The sequence below is a fragment of the Pseudomonas sp. Pseusp21 genome, assembly GCF_059492145.1.
In genome coordinates this window covers 554,998-571,815 of sequence record NZ_CP168520.1, presented here as the reverse complement: position 1 = coordinate 571,815, position 16,818 = coordinate 554,998, and the positions used below count along the sequence as shown (strand labels likewise).

General features: G+C 58.9%; 13 protein-coding genes. 12 read left to right on the top strand and 1 reads right to left on the bottom strand.

Translation table 11 applies throughout. The annotated features are described in order from the left end of the window. Window positions 1–7 precede the first annotated feature (7 nt). The 12 genes from tssC (at window position 8) to ACEN93_RS02405 (ending at window position 16,529) form a co-directional block, all read left to right on the top strand. On the top strand, window positions 8–1,480 hold the full coding sequence (tssC, locus tag ACEN93_RS02460; RefSeq protein WP_074690622.1) for a type VI secretion system contractile sheath large subunit: 1,473 nt from the start codon (window positions 8–10) through the stop codon (window positions 1,478–1,480). Next, window positions 1,481–1,894, top strand: coding sequence for a type VI secretion system baseplate subunit TssE (gene tssE, locus ACEN93_RS02455; protein ID WP_039768339.1), 414 nt, complete (start codon window positions 1,481–1,483; stop codon window positions 1,892–1,894). Window positions 1,895–1,901: 7 nt separating this feature from the next. Beyond that, the gene (gene tssF, locus ACEN93_RS02450) at window positions 1,902–3,668 is read left to right on the top strand and encodes a type VI secretion system baseplate subunit TssF (protein ID WP_039768337.1); all 1,767 of its coding nucleotides are present in this window, start codon (window positions 1,902–1,904) and stop codon (window positions 3,666–3,668) included. Further along, entirely contained in the window at window positions 3,632–4,651 is a 1,020-nt protein-coding gene (gene tssG, locus ACEN93_RS02445) for a type VI secretion system baseplate subunit TssG (RefSeq protein WP_490843283.1), read from the top strand. Before tssF ends, tssG begins: the two co-directional genes overlap by 37 nt. Then, on the top strand, window positions 4,648–5,997 hold the full coding sequence (tssJ, locus tag ACEN93_RS02440) for a type VI secretion system lipoprotein TssJ (protein ID WP_103385301.1): 1,350 nt from the start codon (window positions 4,648–4,650) through the stop codon (window positions 5,995–5,997). Before tssG ends, tssJ begins: the two co-directional genes overlap by 4 nt. A 37-nt stretch (window positions 5,998–6,034) precedes the next feature. Then, window positions 6,035–7,381, top strand: a complete 1,347-nt coding sequence (gene tssK, locus ACEN93_RS02435) for a type VI secretion system baseplate subunit TssK (RefSeq protein ID WP_163975188.1) — start codon at window positions 6,035–6,037, stop codon at window positions 7,379–7,381. Continuing rightward, on the top strand, window positions 7,374–8,222 hold the full coding sequence (gene icmH / locus ACEN93_RS02430) for a type IVB secretion system protein IcmH/DotU (protein WP_163975187.1): 849 nt from the start codon (window positions 7,374–7,376) through the stop codon (window positions 8,220–8,222). Before tssK ends, icmH begins: the two co-directional genes overlap by 8 nt. A gap of 106 nt (window positions 8,223–8,328) precedes the next feature. Continuing rightward, the gene (locus tag ACEN93_RS02425; protein ID WP_039768332.1) at window positions 8,329–8,841 is read left to right on the top strand and encodes an Hcp family type VI secretion system effector; all 513 of its coding nucleotides are present in this window, start codon (window positions 8,329–8,331) and stop codon (window positions 8,839–8,841) included. Between the two features lie 81 nt (window positions 8,842–8,922). Beyond that, complete coding sequence (locus ACEN93_RS02420; protein WP_495610989.1) at window positions 8,923–10,860, top strand: type VI secretion system Vgr family protein; 1,938 nt, start codon at window positions 8,923–8,925, stop codon at window positions 10,858–10,860. Window positions 10,861–10,879: 19 nt separating this feature from the next. Beyond that, entirely contained in the window at window positions 10,880–11,308 is a 429-nt protein-coding gene (locus ACEN93_RS02415) for a DcrB-related protein (RefSeq protein ID WP_158248854.1), read from the top strand. Window positions 11,309–11,339: 31 nt separating this feature from the next. Further along, window positions 11,340–15,902 (top strand): RHS repeat-associated core domain-containing protein, encoded by a 4,563-nt coding sequence (locus ACEN93_RS02410; protein WP_495610988.1) that lies wholly within the window; start codon window positions 11,340–11,342, stop codon window positions 15,900–15,902. Between the two features lie 21 nt (window positions 15,903–15,923). After that, window positions 15,924–16,529 carry a hypothetical protein gene (locus tag ACEN93_RS02405; RefSeq protein ID WP_495610987.1) on the top strand — a complete coding sequence of 202 codons (606 nt, stop codon included), beginning with the start codon at window positions 15,924–15,926 and terminating at the stop codon, window positions 16,527–16,529. Window positions 16,530–16,630: 101 nt separating this feature from the next. Here ACEN93_RS02405 and ACEN93_RS02400 read toward each other — a convergent pair whose 3' ends face one another. Further along, on the bottom strand, window positions 16,631–16,780 hold the full coding sequence (locus ACEN93_RS02400) for a hypothetical protein (protein WP_495610986.1): 150 nt from the start codon (window positions 16,778–16,780) through the stop codon (window positions 16,631–16,633). Window positions 16,781–16,818 lie beyond the last annotated feature (38 nt).

Genomic DNA, 16,818 nt, shown 5'->3' with positions numbered 1-16,818 from the left:
CATGTCTATGGAAAGCGCCGCCACCCAAGTGTTGGTGGCTGACGAACAGCCGTCGTTGCTTGATCAACTGCTGGCCAACACCACCATGCGCCCGTCTCAGGAAGGCTACGCGGTAGCTCGCCAAGGCGTGGCTGCGTTCATCAGCGAGATCCTGCAAAGCGGCGATCATCAACAGCCGGTCAACAAGCATCGGGTCGACCAGATGATCGCCGAGATTGATCATGCCCTGAGCAAGCAGATGGACGTGATTCTGCATCAGCCGCAGTTCCAACAACTGGAGTCGTCGTGGCGTGGGCTGAAGCTGCTGGTGGATCGCACGGATTTTCGCGAGAACATCAAGCTGGAAATGCTGCATGTCACCAAAGAAGAGCTGCTGGACGACTTCGACAACGCCGGTGACATCACCCGCAGCGGCTTGTACAAGCACGTCTATACCGCCGGCTACGGCCAGTTTGGTGGTGAGCCCGTTGGTGCCATCGTCGGCAACTACACCTTTGGCCCCGGTTCGTCAGATATCAAGTTGCTCAGTTACGTGGCTTCCATCGGCGCCATGTCCCATGCGCCGTTCGTCTCGGCCGCAGGCCCAGAGTTGTTCAATCTGGAAGGTTTCCAGGGGCTGCCTGACCTTAAGGAAATCAGCGACATTTTCGACGGCCCACGCCACACCAAATGGCGCAGCCTGCGTGAATCCGAAGATGCTCGTCATCTGGCCCTGACCCTGCCACGTTTCCTGCTGCGCACGCCGTACAGCACCGACGACAACACCACTCGCAGCTTCGGCTATGACGAAACCGTCGACGGTGACCACGACAATTACCTGTGGGGTAACACTGCGTTCCTCATGGCTTCGCGGATTACCGACAGCTTCGCCCGCTACCGCTGGTGCCCGAACATCATCGGTCCGCAATCCGGCGGCGCGGTGGATGATCTGCCCGTGCATCTGTACGAATCTCTCGGCCAATTACAGGCCAAGATCCCCACCGAAGTACTGATTTCCGACCGCAAGGAATTTGAACTGGCCGAAGCCGGGTTCATTCCGCTGACCATGCGTAAGGACAGCGACAATGCGGCGTTCTTTTCCGCCAACTCGGTGCAAAAGCCCAAGAGCTTCCCCAAGACCCGCGAAGGCCAGGAAGCCCAGACGAACTACAAGCTCGGCACCCAGTTGCCGTACCTGTTTATCGTCAATCGCCTGGCCCACTACATCAAGGTGCTGCAACGCGAGCAGATCGGCAGTTGGAAAGAACGCCAGGACCTGGAACGCGAGCTGAACATGTGGCTCAAGCAGTACATCGCCGACCAGGAAAACCCTTCGAGTGACGTACGCAGCCGTCGCCCCTTGCGTGCCGCGAAAATTGAAGTTCAGGACGTGGCCGGGAATCCGGGCTGGTACCAAGTGTCGCTGTCGGTAAGACCACACTTCAAGTACATGGGCGCCAACTTCGAGATCTCGCTGGTCGGTCGACTGGATACGCAATAAGTGGGCGGCAGCCTGTTTGAACGTCTCGAGCCCGACGCACCGCGCTACCGCCCGGGCAGCGCGGATGAACAGGCCCGCCAGCGTGTCGAGGCGATAAAACACCACTTGGAACAGGTGCTCAACTCTCGCCAGGGCTGCTCGCAAAGCAGCCCTGAACTGGGCCTGCGCGACTTCAATGGGGTCACCCAGGCCAGCAGTGATCTGGTGGTCGCCATCAGCACCGACATCCGGCGCTCGGTGGAGGCATTTGAACCACGTATCAAGGTAACGGGCGTGCGTTATCAACCCGACCCGGACTTGCCGTTGGAACTGAACTTTCGCCTGGATTGCCAGGTGCGGGTCAGCCACAAGGAAGAACAGGTGCAGATCGAAGTGGCCATGCATGGCCGCGACGGCTACACCCGCGTGAGATGAGGAAGCAATGGACCTGAAACAACGCTTTGCCGAGGAGCTGCGCTACCTGCGCGAACTCGGGCGCGAGTTCGCCGAAGACAATCCGCAACTCGCGCAGTTTCTCGGCGATCAGGCCGGCGACCCGGACGTGGAACGGCTGTTGGAGGGCTTCGCGTTCCTCACCGCCAAGCTGGGGATGAAGATCGATGACGATTTGCCGGAGCTGACCCATCCGCTATTGCAGATGCTCTGGCCCAACTACCTGCGGCCTCTGCCCAGTGCGACCATCATTCGCTTTACACCCTTGCCCGATGCGATCAGCCAGTGCCAGGTGATTCCCAAGGGCACGCCGTTGTTCGCCAAACCGGTGGATGGCATCTCCTGCCAGTTTCGCACGTGCACCGACGTCAATCTGTACCCGCTCGCCTTGCAGGAGGTCAGCGATGCCCACAGTCGTGAGGCCTCGGTGATGCGTATCGATCTCAAGGTGTTGACGGAGCAACCGCTCACCAGCATGGCCTGTAACCAGCTGGAATTTCATCTGGGTGGCGATAGCGCCACTGCGTTGACCTTGTACCTATGGCTTGCCCATTACCTGGACAGCGTCACGCTGCACATCAATGGCCAACGCTATCGCCTGTCGGCCAAGGATATTGGCTTCCCCGGTTTCACCGCCGAAGAGGCACTGTTGCCCTACCCGCGCAACGTGTTCGATGGCTATCGCATCCTGCAGGAATATTTTGTATTCCCGCAGCGCTTCCACTTTTTCAGCCTGACCGACTTGGCTCACGTCTGGCCGGATGTCAGCGCCCCCACCCTGCGCTTCGAGTTTCAGTTCACCCGGCCCATGCCACCGGACATCCGCCTGCGTACCAGCGACCTGCACTTGTACTGCGCACCGGCGGTGAACCTGTTCCGCCACGATGCCAATCCAGTCTCCCTGGACGGACGCAGCCAGGAGCGGCGCATCAGCCCCAGCGGCAGTCAGCCCGAGGCTTACGAGATTTTCAGCGTCGACAATGTCGCCGGCTGGGACGCCGCCGACAAGGAGCGCAAGGGCGATCCGCTGCGCACGTTTACCCCGTTCGAATCGTTTCAGCATGAGATCGAACATGCGCGCGGCCGCACGGCCTTGTACTTCCGCACACATATCGAAGAGTCCCACGGCCGCGAAGGCCTGCGCCATCGCATCGCCTTCGTGCGTGGCGATGAGAGCCTGTATATCGGCGAGCATGAAACGGCGTCCATCGAGCTGACCTGCACCAATCGCGACCTGCCGCAGTTGCTTGGCGTGGGGGATGTGTCGCGATCAACTGAAGTCACGCCATCGTTTGCCACTTACACCAACCTGATCGCACCGACGCGCAGCTACCGACCAGTACTGGACAGCAGCCTGCACTGGACGCTGATTTCCAACCTGTCGCTGAACTACCTGTCGCTGCTCTCGGCCGAGCCGCTCAAGGCGGTAATCCGCGCCTATGATTTCGCTGCGTTGCACGATCTGCAACAGGCCCGCGCCACCCGCAAACGCCTCAATGGCATCCACGAGGCGGTGACCACCCCCATCGACTGGCTGATGAAAGGCCAGCCGGTGCGTGGCCTGCAGACCCAACTGAAACTGGACCAGAACGCCTTTCTCTGCGAGGGCGAGTTGTACCTGTTTGCCAGCGTGCTTTCGCACTTCTTCGCCCTGTACGCAAGCATCAATTCCTTCCATCGCCTGGAAGTGATCAATACCACCAACAACGAGCGTTATGAATGGCCACTGTTGACCGGCAGACAGCCCGTGATCTAGCCGACGTGCTGTTGGCCGACGCGCGGAACTATTCGTTTCACCGTCTGCTGGAGCATCTGCACGCCTTGCATGGCGATGACCTGGAAGCACAGCCATTGAGTGCGGCGGCGCGGCGGCGTGTGCGCCTGCAAAGCCACGCGGGGTTGGGATTTCCGGCTTCCGATGTGGTCGTGGCAGCACGTCTGGAAGAGGATTGCGCAGAAGTGCGTTATCGCCTGCAGACGAGCTTCTTTGGCCTGCACGGCACCGACTCGCCGCTGCCCGGTTATTACCTGGATCGTCTGGCCTACGAGCAAGCCCAGGAACGCGGTATTCGCCCGGCGTTCATGGACTTTTTCAATCATCGCTTGCTGACCCTGCTGCACCACAGTTGGCGTAAATACCGCTACTACATCCGCTTTCAGGCCGAGGCCAGCGATCGTTTTTCGCGTTATGTGTTTTCACTGATCGGCTTGAACGATAACGACCTGCGCGGCGCCACGCCGCTGCCATGGGGTCGTCTGTTGAGCTTTGCCGGGTTGATCGCCAGTCGCAGTCGCTCGCCCTCGATGGTGTCCGGAATTGTCGAGCATTGCTTTGATCTGCACGGCGTGCACATCCGTGAATTCGAGGTGCGCTCGGTGAGCTTTCCACAACGTCAGCGCATGGCGCTGGGCAGGGCCAATGGCACGTTGGGTAGCGATTTTGTAGTGGGTGATCGCAGCAAGACCCGCGCCAGCAAGTTCACTCTGGTGATTCCCAACCTGACCCAGGCGCGCTTCCGGCAGTTTTTGCCCAGTGGAGAGCAGTTCGGGCGACTGCGTCAGTTGATCGATTTTTTGCTGCGCGACGTCACTGCCTATGACCTGGAGCTCGGGTTGCGCGAAGAGGATGTACCGCCGTTCAACCTGCAACGCGACAGCGGCACCCACTTGGGCTGGACCAGCTTTATCGAGCATCAGCACCGCCATCGCGCCGTGGTACGGATTCGGGGGCGCGCATGAAACTGAGCCTGGTTATCAATAATCCTGCGCAATTGCTACATGGGTATCTGCCCAGTCATCGGTTTGGTTTGCGGGGTGGCAACATCGGCAGTGCCTCGGCGGACTGGTGTCTGGTGGATCGCCTAAACAGCGTCCACCCGAACCATTGCGAAATCCGGGTCGTCGAAGGACGTTTCTGCGTGATCGATCGCAGTGGCAGCACCTATGCCAATGGTCATGATTTGCCGCTGGCCCGTAATGTGGCAGTGAGCCTCAACGATGGCGACCTGCTGCAGATTGGCGCGTATCGGGTCGCGGTGCAGCTGGGTGAGTACGCTCCAGGCCAGCGTTCGCTCGATGAGCTGTTTACCGGCCAGTCGCAAGGCCTGCAAGCCTGGCACCTGGAGGAACGACCGAGTCTTCCCCTGCCCTGCCCACGACCTGTCACTTGCCCGGACTTCGAGCGCCTTTGCCAATCTGTGGACTTTGCAGAGCAAGGTGATCCGTTGCGAGCACTGCAAGCAGCGCCGCCCTCAAAGCAGCCGCCTGAAGTTCACCCATTGACTCCAAAACGCCCTGGCACGCCACTCAGCAACTTGCGCCTGGGAGTCTTGTTGCTCGCCTGCCTGACTCTCGGCGGGTGCACCATGCTCGACAAAGTCGGCCAAGTGATCCGGGATCCTGCGATACCGGTCGGCGGCCCCGACGATCAGCCCAGCCGCTACTCCCTGAGCCTGCATGCCAGCGACCACGTCAATCCACGCCTGATCAGCACCGGCACCGCACCGGATGAGGATGCGAGCCGCGCGCCCTACACCCTCAACGTTCAGGCGAGCAGCCCGCAGGCACTGACCGACAAAGTGCAGACCCTGCTCAGCCACCTTTACGAAAGCATGCCCGCCCAGTCGCCGCTGACTGTTGACCCCGAACCCGAGGTACCGATGTCGCCTCTCGAGGACGCGCTGCTGGGTGAATATGACGCCCAGGGTGTCAGCCTGACCACGCCCTGGGGCGACCCGACGCTGCAGCACGTCGCTACGCCGATCACCTTCAAGGTTTTGCAACTGACCGATGACTCACTGTTGGTCAACGCCAGTCCCCAGGCCCTGACCGAGGACCTGAAAAAGACCCTGGGCAGCACCTACATCCGCGCCGACGACTATCTGCTCCAACCCGGCCAATTCAAGTTCGTCGACCTGCGCCCCCTGGATGAAGACACCCGGTTTATCGCGGTAATCGCCAACTACCACAACGACGAAGTCGGCCAGTGGAAACAGCGCCTGCGGGTCGAGCCAAAAGGCCGGCAGTACGCCGTGCTGGTGCAGTTGGACGCCACCCAGGTCAGCCTCAAAGGAGAAACCCGATGACGCCCTTTTCAGCCGCTTTTGCCCCGAGTAATCACCGATGAGTTCACGCAATCCCGTCATCTGGCATGAAGGTTTGTTCGTCAAACCCCAGCACTTCCAGCAACAGGCTCGCGCCGCCGAAGCTGCCGTGCATCAGCGCATGCATAGCCTGAACGACGCTCTCTATGGCTTCAGCGAGCTGGAGTTGAACAGCGAATATCTGAGTTTCGGCAAGGTCTCTCTTACCAAGGCGTGTGGAATCATGCCAGACGGCAGTGTCTTCGATATTCCCCACGACCTGGCGTCGCCTCCTCCTCTGGAGATCGCCGACAGCAGCGCAGTGAACCAGATCGTCTACCTGGCCCTGCCGCTGCGCTCCAGCGGCGCCCCCGAAGTGCGCTGGCCCGACCAGTACGGTAACAGTCGCTACATCGCCCGCCGCGAAGCAGTCCGTGACACTCACAGCGATGACGGCGATCAAGTCGGCATGGACGTGGCCGTGCCCAATTTTCAACTGATGCTCGAACGCAGCGACCGCAGCGCCTTCACCGGCATCGCCATCGGCAGGATCAAAGACAAGCGCCCGGATGGCAGCCTGGTGATGGACGAGCACTTCTACCCCACCAGCCTCTCCTTGCAGGCCGTGCCGGCGCTGCACCGCTACCTGGGTGAAGTGGCCGGACTGATGCGCGAGCGCGCCAAGAATCTGGCCCAGCGCATCGGCTCGCCGGGGCAGTCGGGCGTGGCGGATGTCACCGATTTCAACCTGCTGCAAACCCTCAACCGCTTGTTCCCGCTGTTTCAGCACCTGGCCCGCCAACGCCAGGTTCACCCGGAGCGGCTGTACATCGCACTGGCCCAGGCCTGCGGCGAACTGGTGACCTTTACCGACGAAGGCCACCTGCCCCAGGAATACCCGCCCTACCAGCACGACAATCTGCGCGAATCCTTCGAGCTCCTGGAGCACACCCTGCGCCGCGCCTTGGGCACCGTGCTGCAACCGCGGGCGGTGTCGCTGCCGATTGTCGTGCAGCAATACGGCGTGCGCACCGCTGCCTTGAACGACAAACGCCTGCTGGACAACGCCGAATTCATCCTCGCCGTGCGGGCCGAACTGCCCGCGGAGACGCTGCGTCAGCAACTGCCCAAGCAGATCAAGATCAGCTCTACCGAAGGTTTGGAACAGCTGGTCAGCCTGCAACTGCCGGGCATCCCGCTGCTGCCGTTGCCGGTGGCGCCACGGCACCTGCCGTTCCATGCCGGCTTCAGCTACTTCGAACTCGACCGTCATCACCCTGCGTGGCAAGGCCTGAGCAGCGGCAGCGGGTTTGGTTTCCACATTGCCGGTGAATTCCCGGAGCTGGAATTGCAGTTCTGGGCGATCAGGAGTGAGAAAGATGAGTGAGTCCATGCCCACCAAAACCACGCCCCCAGCAGATGACGGCAACCTGATATTCAGCTATCTGCAACAGGCCACCAGCGTTAAGGAGGCCGATGCCGTAGAGGAACCGGCCAAGCCCAAACCCGAACCGCTGCTTGCAGATCCCGAATTCGACATGCGAGGCCTGGCCTGGAACCCGCTCTGCGATGCCGCCACGCCCCTGATCGGCCTGGTCATCCGCCTGCGCCGTCTGGACCACCACGATGATGTGACCGCGCTGTACAAAAGCGTCAGTAACCAGATCACCACGATCATGGAAGAAGTCAGCCAGCTCGACTACGACGCCGGCATGCTCAAGGCCTACTCCTACAGCCTGTGCCTGTTGCTGGACGAGGTAGTCATGGCCACCTCCTGGGGCAAGCTCTCCAGTTGGAGTGAACGCTCATTGCTCAGCCAATTCCATGGGGAAACCCGAGGTGGTGAGCGGTTCTTCACCGTCATGAACAACATGATCCCCGAGGCGGCCCGGTATCAGCATGTTCTGGAGTTCATGTACCAGTGCCTGATCTCCGGCCTCAAGGGCAAATACGGCGTCCATAGCAAGGGCGATGACGAAATACAGAAGATCATCGACCAGTTGCACGGCCTGTTGCGCCCATTGCGCGGCGAGACACCCAAACGCCTGACCGATCCGCTGAAAAACGTCGCCCCGCGCAACTACCGGATCAAACGCGCCTGGCCGCTGTGGACGCCGTGGGCGCTGGCCGCTGTCGTACTGATCTGCGCCTACACGATCTACTCCATGCGCCTGAACAGCATCACTCAGGAAGTGCTCGCCTCTCTGGAGCGGATCCTCAACCTGTAACCGATTTTCAGCGTGCTCATCCCGAGCGCCTGCAAAGCCATGGCCTTTTTTGGCCAGAACCCACGACCTCATGGGTCGTTCATTTGATCGCGACAAGGAGCTTGTCATGCCAACACCCGCGTACATCAGCATCCACGGCCAAAACCAGGGCCATATCACCAAGGGCGCGTTCACCGCTGATTCGGTGGGCAATGTTTATGTCGAAGGCCACGAGGATGAAATCCTTGCACAGGCCATCGACCATCAGATCACCACGCCTACCGACCCGCAAAGCGGTCAGCCCGCCGGCCAGCGCGTGCACAAGCCGCTGATCTTCACCAGCGCCCTGAGCAAAGCCTCGCCCATGCTCTACCAGGCGCTGGCTACCGGCGAAATGCTGCCGACCGTCGAGGTCAAGTGGTTCCGCACCTCCGGAGACGGCAAACAGGAGCACTTCTTCACCACCAAACTGGAAGACGCCACCGTCGTCGAGATCGACACCGTGCTGCCCCACGCACAGGACAGCGGCAACGCCAACTACACCCAACTGATCAAGACCAGCCTGGCTTATCGCAAAGTCAGTTGGAGCCATGTGGTGGCCGGTACCGAAGCGTCGGATGACTGGCGTAAACCGGCTTAACCGCCAGCCGGTCCGTTCCGCCGCACAGGTCGCTGCGCGGCGGAATGTTCAGCGACTTGATATTGATCAGAAGGAGGTTTCATGCCCCGTCAAAGCGACCTGCGTTACACCTTCAAACCGCTGCGGGGCGATCCCTTCGAAGTGGTCTCGTTCACCCTTGAAGAGGGCCTGTCACAGACCTTCAAGCTTGAACTGGAACTGGCCAGCCATAACGCCGCCATCGACTTCAATCGGGTGCTGGATCTGGCGGGGCTATTCACGATCTGGCGTGGCGAAACACCTGTGCGTTACGTCCACGGCCTGGTCAGCCTGTTCACCCAAGGCGACACCGGCTTTCGCCGCACCCGCTATACCGCCGTGGTCGAGCCGACCCTGAAGCGTTTCGACCTGCGTTCCAACTGGCGCATCTTCCAGGGCCAGACCGTGCCCGACATCATCACCCGCGTCCTCACCGAACAAAAACTGACCGACATCCGCAGCGAAATCTGCTTCGAGCACCAACCCCGCGAATACTGCGTACAGGCCGGTGAAACCGACCTCGACTTCATCGCGCGCCTCGCCGCCGAAGAAGGCCTGCTCTACACCTTCGAACACCGCGCCGATGGCCACACTCTCGTCCTCACCGACCGCGTCGGCGGCCTGGGCACCATCGGCACCCACACCGATTGCCCGGTGGTCTATCAGCCGATGGCTGGTGGAGACGCCACGGAACCGGCACTGAACCGCTTCCACTACACCGAACAGGTCCGCACCGCCGTGCAGGTGCAGCGCGACTACACCTTCACCCACCCGCGCTACAACCAGCAGCACACCGCCACCGGCGATCAGGATCTGAACAACCAGCACAAGGACTACGAACGCTACGACTATCCCGGTCGCTACAAGCGCGACATCGCTGGCAAACCCTTTACCAAAACCCGGCTGGCCGCCCTGCGCAATGACGCCAAGCTGGCTCATGTGGAAGGCGACGATGCCCGCCTGCAACCGGGATTGGCCTTCGACCTGAACGAGCATCCCCGCGACGATTTCAACGATCGCTGGCGCACCATCGCCATCCAGCACGAGGGCAAGCAGCACACCAGCCTGCAGGAAGAATCGTTTGGCAGTGGCCTTGGCACGTCCTATGAAATGAAGGCCAGCGCCATCCGCTGGACCTCGGACTGGAAAGCCCCGATGCGCGACAAACCGTGCATCGAAGGCCCGCAGATCGCCACGGTGGTTGGGCCTCCCGGTGAGGAGATTTATTGCGACGAATGGGGCCGGGTCAAGGTGCAGTTTCCGTGGGACCGCGCGGATAAAAACAACGATCAGAGTTCGTGCTGGATTCGCGTAGCACAAGGTTGGGCGGGCGCGACCTGGGGCGCGATGGCGATTCCGCGTGTGGGCCAGGAACTGATCATCAGCTATCTCGACGGTGATCCGGACCAGCCGATTGCCACCGGACGGGCGTACCGGCAGACCAATCTGCCGCCGTACGAGCTGCCCAAACACAAAACGCGGATGACCATCAAAAGCCGCACTCATAAGGGCTCGGGGTTCAATGAGCTGCGTTTTGAGGATGAATTGGGGCAGCAGGAAGTGTTCATCCACGCCGAGAAAGACCAGAACACGGTGGTCAAGAACAACCAGACCCAATCGATTGGCGCGGACCGAAGCAGCCAGGTCGGCCAGGACGAGACCATCACCGTGGGCCGTACTCGCATGCGGGTGGTGAGGGTCAATGACACCTTGAAAGTGGGCGGCAGCAAGAACGATCACGTCGCTGGTGAGTACTACATCGGCGTGGGCAAACAGCTGCGCCTCGAATGCGGCAAGACCGTCATAGAACTCAACGAAAACGGTGACCTGAACATCACCTGCGAGAACTTCAACATCACTGGCATGAAGGCCGGAAAGGTCAACACCCTCTCAGGAAAACTCGATTTGAACATGAGTGGCAAGGCTTCCGGCACGACTGCAAACGGTGTCAGTGGGGCTGATATCCAAGGCGATGTAGACGGCTACTTCAACCATGAATAACTCCATAAGGACAGCTCCAATGCGCGAATACATCACCCGAGATCTGATCATCGGACTAGGCAATGAAACACCCGACGACAACAGCGTCAACATGCTGGTGTTCAAACCCCGTGGCACCACCTTGGTTATCGCGCGCGGCCCCATGGACCCACATAAATCCTTGGCCGAAACCCATACCCAACAGCTCAGCGAGTTGCGCAAAAAAGTCACCGCCTTCAAATGCACAAAGCCCGCAGAGGTGCGGGTAGGTGTCGACCGCAACATTGTCGCGATGGAAGTGCAAACCGAGTTCACCCAAGGCAACGCGCTGTCCTGCCAGTACCAACTGGCCTGTGAGGTGCCTGGCGAGGCTCGTCTGCTGGCGCTGACTTACAGCAAGGGCAGTGCACTGACTGAAGCAGATTTCGACCATTGGGAAACCCTAAAACAGTCAATTCGGTTCGCCTGAACGAATGACCTGATCGCAAGGAAGATGATTCGTGGCAGACACCGTACACGCCGCCCGTGTGGGCGACCCCATCCTGCACACCTCCGTATGGGCTGAAATCCTCGCCACCGTCGCGGAAGCTGTGGTGTACGCCGCTGTCACTGCTGCGGTAATCGCAGCAGCACCCTACGTCTTGGGCGCTGCTGCAGTAGCGGCGGCGGGCGCGGTGGTGATCGGCGTAGGGGCCGGTCTATTGGTTACGGCAACGAGCTTGATTCCTGCCGGTGAAAAGTCCATCGGGGAGCATTTCAGCGATGCGTGCAGTGGCTTTTTTAACGCGCTGATTCCCCCCACGCCCCAGGGCAACATTGCAAGCGGTTCCGTTGACACTCGAATCAATAGCGAACTGGCGGCCCGTGCCGCCGGCATGCAAACCGACGAGCCCGACGAACCTACAGCAAAGCCCAGTGTGATGGACACCATTCTTGGCGTGGTTGCCGGACTCAACCCGGTCGTCGCGATTTACCAAACCATCGACGGCGTTATCAACCCGCCCATGGTGGCCACGCCTGCAAGCGGAACCCGGCCCGCCGAGCTGGATCAGGTGGTGTGCATGCGGCATCTGCCCATGCCCACGCAATACCTGGCTGAAGGCTCCTCGGAAGTCTTCATCAACAGTCAACCTGCCGCCCGTTGCGGTGATCGCACCACCTGCGAGGCCACCGTAGGCCCAGATACCGACGTATCACCGGACGTTCGCATCGGCGGCGAACCGCTGGTGGTACGGCCCATTCAAGGAGGAAAAAGCAAGATCGGCATGGTGGTGGGCATCATTGCCGGCATCCTCATCGCGCGGAAGTTCGGCTGTACACGTATTTTCAACGCGGGAAATCCGGTGGCCGTATCCACTGGCAGCAAATTCCAGGATGGCCCGGAAGATCTGGACTTCACCCTCCCCGGCATCCTGCCCATCGTGTGGGCACGCCGCTACAACAGCCTCGACCGTCGCGACAACGGCCTATTCGGCGTCGGCTGGAGCGTGTTCTACGAAGTTGAAATCGTGCGCGTGCCTCACCCCGACGGTGGTGACCTGTGGGTATACATCAACGCCGAGGGCGAACGCCTGGAACTGGGGCAACTCAAGCCCGGCAATCGTTTTGTCAGCACCCTCGATGGCTTGGCGTTCTTCGAGATGGGCAACGGCCTGACGGTGGTCGAGGACATTCATGACGGCCTGTATCAGGTGTTTGAAACCGATCCCCATAACCCTCAGCGTTCCCGGCTAGTACGTCTGGGCGACCGCAATCGCAATACCGTCAACCTGCACTATGACGATCAGGGCAAATTGCTGCATCTGCTCGACCCCAACAGCCGCATCACCGTGCGCCTGCGCTACAACGACCTGCACCCACGCCGGGTTGAGCAGGTTGAGCGCCTGTACTTCAGTGATGAAGGCCCAGGCCATCTGGAGCGCACCGAGCCTTTGGTGCGCTACCGCTATGACAGCCATGGCGACCTGAGCGCGGTGCTCGACACCAGCGACCAAGTGCTGCGACGTTTCACCTACACGCCCGAGCGGTACATGAGCAGCCATACGCTGCCCACCGGCGCCACACGTCACTATGCATGGGCGTCTTTCGCCGTTCCCGAGCAAGGGCCGCAACCCGTCCGCACCGACGGCACGCCCTACACACTGCCGCCCTTGCTGGAACCGCAACCCGAACACGAATGGCGGGTCATCCGCCACTGGGGCAGCGACGGCGAGGACTATCGCTTCGAATACGACCTGGCCAAGGGCGAAACCCTCGTCGTCGACAGCCTCGGCCGCGAGGAACGCTATTACTGGGGCGCGTTGTACGAGGTCTACCACCATATCGACGCGCTGGGCCAATGCTGGCATAGCGACCTATTGGCCGGGCAACTGCTCAAGACCACCGATCCGCAAGGCGGCGAATGGCATTACGTCTACGATGACCTCGGTCGCCTGATCGAAACCCGTGACCCGCTCGGCCGCAGCGAATACATCCTCTACACCGAACACTGGGCCCTGCCCCTGAGCATCACCGACCGTGGCGGCCACACCAGCACCTTCAGCTACGACGAACGCGGCAACCTGCTCAGTGAAAAAGATCCACTCGGGCACACTACCCGCTACCGCTATGACCCCCAGGGCCAAGTGGTGGAGATCATCGACGCCCACGACAAACACAAGACCCTGGCCTGGAACCGTTATGGGCAACTGCTGCTGTATCGCGATTGCTCCAACTCGGAAAACCATTACCGCTACGACGAACGCGGCTACCTGAGCGCCAGCACCAATGCCCGTGGCGAGACCACTCAGTACCGTTACGACCTGCGCGGCCACCTGATCGAAAGCGAGCGCCCCGACGGGCGCATTGATCGCTACCAGCGCAACCTAGCCGGCCAGCTCACTGACTACATCGATCCGGCCAACTTGCGCACCCAGTACCACTACGACCCCAGCGGGCGGATCCAGCAGCGTATCGATGCGTTGGGGCATAAGGTACGTTTCAGCTATGACGCGTATGGGCGCCTGCAACAGCTGAGCAATGAGAACAACGAAGCCTACCGTTTTGAGTGGGATGTACTGGATCGTTTGACCACTCAGATCGATCTGGACGATAGCTACCGTGTTTACCACTACAACGCGGTGGACGACATCACCGGCACCGATGCTCATCCCACGCCAGTACCGGAACCGCGCAACACCTACGAGGACGGCCCGCCACCACTCGAATCCGATGCGCCGATCCGGCATCGCTTCACCCGCGATGCGGTGGGGCGCTTGCTACGCAAAACGACTGACGATGGCATCAGCGACTATGCCTACGATGCTGCTGACAACCTGCTGGCTATCAGCTTCACCCACCGCAACGGCGAACAGCAGCAACTGAAATTTCGCTATAACGCTCTCGGTCAACTGCTCAACGAGACTAGTGATGCCGGTGACCTGCAATACGCTTACGACGCCCTGGGCAACCTGGAAACCCTGACCCTACCCGACCAACGCCAGCTCAACCACCTGTACTACGGCAGCGGCCACCTGCATCAGCTCAACCTCAATGGCCGAGTGATCTGCGATTTCGAACGCGATCAACTGCACGACGAAGTCCTGCGCACCCAAGGCAGCCTGCTGACCCGCACCCGCTACGACCGCAGTGGCCGGCTCAGCCAAAAAGCCCTGCACTACCGTAACGCCGCCCGCGAAGAACTGCCGCTGTTGCAAAAAAACTACCAGTACGACGCCAGCGACAACCTGATCATCGAGCGCCTGACCCAGACCCAGCGTCGCGGTGGTAGCGATCCACGCCAGCCGCTGCCGGACGACGGCCTGCTCGGGCGATTTCTCGGCCAGAGCCACGGCAAAAGTGTCGAAGGCAACGAGCACTATATTTACGACGCCACCGAGCGCCTGCGCGACCATCGCCACAGCACGCCGCAGAACCCGGAGCTACACCGCGAAACCTACAACTACGACGCCGCTGCCAACCTGCTGCAAAGCGGTCGGGGCAGCGGTTACGTCAAGCAAAACCGCGTGCATGTGTTCGAGAACAAACGCTACCGCTATGACCGGTTTGGGCGCCTGAGTGAAAAGCGTATCGGCAGCCACACCGTGCAACGCTTTCGTTACGACGCCGAACAGCGGCTGGTCTGCGTCGAGCAGGATCAAGGCTGGCAGCGGCTGCGCAGCGAGTATCAGTACGACCCACTCGGACGGCGCATCGGCAAACGGGTATATCGCAACGACAGCGAACAGCCACAGAGTGATGTGCAGTTTGTGTGGCAGGGGCTGCGGCTGTTGCAGGAGGTAGAACACGGCTTCGGCAGTGTGTACGTATATGCCGATCCCGACAGCTATGAACCACTGGCGCGGATCGATGGTAAGCCCGGTAGTGAAGAGATCTTCTACTTCCACACGAACCTCGCCGGGTTGCCGGAACAGCTCACTGACGAGACCGGCCTGAGCATCTGGCACAGTGAGTACGAAGGCTGGGGCAAGAGTCGGGATGAGTGGCACGATCAACGGATCAGGCGCGAGCAGAACTTGCGCTTCCAAGGGCAGTACCTTGACCGCGAAACCGGGCTGCACTACAACACCTTCAGGTTTTATGATGCGGATGTGGGGCGGTTTACGCAGCCAGATCCGATTGGGTTGTTGGGTGGGCTGAACCTTTATCAGTTTTCACCAAATCCAGTTGGATGGGCTGACCCGCTTGGACTAACCTGTAGTAGGGATGCAAAAATATTGCGTTCAAATATGATTGCTGCTGGCAAGTCAGCCCCAAACTTTAAAAATGCCGCACACCATATAATCATGTCAAATTCAAATGACATTAGAATGAAATGGCTACAAAGAAAAATGAGAAGACTGGGAATAGATATAAATGATGCCGACAATGGAGTTTTCTTACCCGCCACCAAAAAGGTAAAACAGTCATCCGGATCAATCTCTCCCGCGCACCCCTCACTTCACACAGAGAAATACAAACAGAATGTATTTGACCGATTAAAAGGCACTACAAACAAATCAGACTTCGAGAAGGAACTAATCAAGATAAATAAAGAAATTCAAAACGGATCTTTTCTTTATTGACACACCTTTCGAGTAAAAAAAATGAATACCCTACAAAGCACAACTGACAAATTTTTCGAGATACAATCAAAACCTGAAATATTTTTCGCAAATTTTTTAGAGTCTGCCCGAAAAACCACTTCTCAAAAGCGCATAAGCAAAGGTATTTTATACAATATAAGGCCATATCAAGCTCAAAGAGCTGGTTTTAAACTAGGAAAAGAAATTAAATCCACTCCCAAAAACACAAACAATATTCATATATATTACTTAGATCATAACGACAGGGTAGTACTCATAGAAATTCATGGCCAATCTGAAAATATCATTAATCGAGAGTTTTACCTCTACAACAAGAACTCAATAGAAAGCGTTTATTTTGATAATAGTGAGCGCATTAGAAATATAACATCAAGCTCTCTTAGTGACGGGAAATTCATCCAGGACATTAATGTCGGCAGATATGGAACCAGCACTTACACCTATAAATACAGCAACAACCTAGTAACCTTGATTTCAGTAAATCAAAAGGAACACGACCAAAATAAAAGCTCCAACTTTAAAATACTATTCGAATATTCAGGCGAAGAGCCGAGTAAAATTATTCATAGCTTCCCAAATGGATACCAAGAGCAGATCTTCCCATAAATATTCCCATTGAATGTATTCACCAACAATACCACCACCACACAACGGCATTGGCAAGGCGGCACTACCCATTGTCGATATGAAATTCGTAGCCAACTGATTCAAAGCAACGCCCCGACGGACGTATCGACCGCTATCAGCGCAACCTGGCCGGCCAGCTCACTGACTACATCGACCCGGCCAACCTGCGCACCCAGTACCACTACGACCCCAGCGGGCGGATCAAGCAGCGCATTGACGCGCTCGGTCATAAAGTACGATTCAGCTATGACGCCTATGGGCGCCTGCA

Excerpts from the sequence above, each read along its gene's own strand:
- tssC (WP_074690622.1), top strand. The coding sequence starts at position 8 with ATGGAAAGCGCCGCCACCCAAGTGTTGGTGGCTGACGAACAGCCGTCG.
- tssG (WP_490843283.1), top strand. The coding sequence starts at position 3,632 with ATGGCCACTGTTGACCGGCAGACAGCCCGTGATCTAGCCGACGTGCTG.
- tssK (WP_163975188.1), top strand. The coding sequence starts at position 6,035 with ATGAGTTCACGCAATCCCGTCATCTGGCATGAAGGTTTGTTCGTCAAA.
- ACEN93_RS02415 (WP_158248854.1), top strand. The coding sequence starts at position 10,880 with ATGCGCGAATACATCACCCGAGATCTGATCATCGGACTAGGCAATGAA.
- tssF (WP_039768337.1), top strand. The coding sequence starts at position 1,902 with ATGGACCTGAAACAACGCTTTGCCGAGGAGCTGCGCTACCTGCGCGAA.
- tssJ (WP_103385301.1), top strand. The coding sequence starts at position 4,648 with ATGAAACTGAGCCTGGTTATCAATAATCCTGCGCAATTGCTACATGGG.
- icmH (WP_163975187.1), top strand. The coding sequence starts at position 7,374 with ATGAGTGAGTCCATGCCCACCAAAACCACGCCCCCAGCAGATGACGGC.
- ACEN93_RS02400 (WP_495610986.1), bottom strand. The coding sequence starts at position 16,780 with ATGACCGAGCGCGTCAATGCGCTGCTTGATCCGCCCGCTGGGGTCGTA.
- ACEN93_RS02420 (WP_495610989.1), top strand. The coding sequence starts at position 8,923 with ATGCCCCGTCAAAGCGACCTGCGTTACACCTTCAAACCGCTGCGGGGC.
- ACEN93_RS02425 (WP_039768332.1), top strand. The coding sequence starts at position 8,329 with ATGCCAACACCCGCGTACATCAGCATCCACGGCCAAAACCAGGGCCAT.
- ACEN93_RS02405 (WP_495610987.1), top strand. The coding sequence starts at position 15,924 with ATGAATACCCTACAAAGCACAACTGACAAATTTTTCGAGATACAATCA.